1 protein-coding gene is annotated in these 560 nt (G+C 34.6%); it reads right to left on the bottom strand.

Features of this window, described 5'->3' with window-relative positions; translation table 11 throughout:
- Positions 1-60: 60 nt before the first annotated feature.
- On the bottom strand, positions 61-426 hold the full coding sequence (locus tag AAEY68_RS20710; RefSeq protein WP_350586790.1) for a hypothetical protein: 366 nt from the start codon (positions 424-426) through the stop codon (positions 61-63).
- Positions 427-560: the final 134 nt, after the last annotated feature.

Genomic DNA, 560 nt, shown 5'->3' with positions numbered 1-560 from the left:
TTTTGTCATAGAACACCTCTGTTTGAGTGGTAATAATACCACCTAAATTTGTGTCCGGTTTCATTGAATCACAACAAAAAATGTAAGGTTAAAGCCGAGTACTAAATAAAGTAACCACCAATGAAAAGCATCGTCCTCTCCATGAAATGGGATTAGCATTATATCTAAAGCAACAACCAAACTACCAACAAACCCCAAAAACATGGGACCAAAGATAAGTGCTCTCATGGGGTCATTACCGCATGAATGGACTTGAAAGCGCTGGGGTTGTGCCTTTAGGCCTAACTTATCGATATATAGCCAGTCATAAAGAATACATAATCCACCAAATTTCATTGTAAGACTTTTACTTGTCTTAGCATTAAAGTATTTATTAAAAATTGTTTTTTTAGGTAATGGGCCACCTAAGTACTTATAAATAGACATATTATTCCTTTAACAAACTCAAACTATGCATAGCTCAAACTTCCTTTAAGTTATAAAGTGTTGTGATTCAATGAAACCGGACACAAATTTAGGTGGTATTATTACCACTCAAACAGAGGTGTTCTATGACAAAA

This window comes from Pseudoalteromonas sp. RB2-MNA-CIBAN-0110 (genome assembly GCF_040309305.1).
GTDB classification, from domain to species: domain Bacteria; phylum Pseudomonadota; class Gammaproteobacteria; order Enterobacterales; family Alteromonadaceae; genus Pseudoalteromonas; species Pseudoalteromonas arctica.
The sequence above is the reverse complement of the archived record's forward strand: the minus strand, read 5'-3'. Positions and strand labels throughout refer to the sequence as shown.

What these genes read in the sequence shown, in the direction of transcription:
- AAEY68_RS20710 (WP_350586790.1), bottom strand. Translation starts at nt 426, where the DNA reads ATGTCTATTTATAAGTACTTAGGTGGCCCATTACCTAAAAAAACAATT.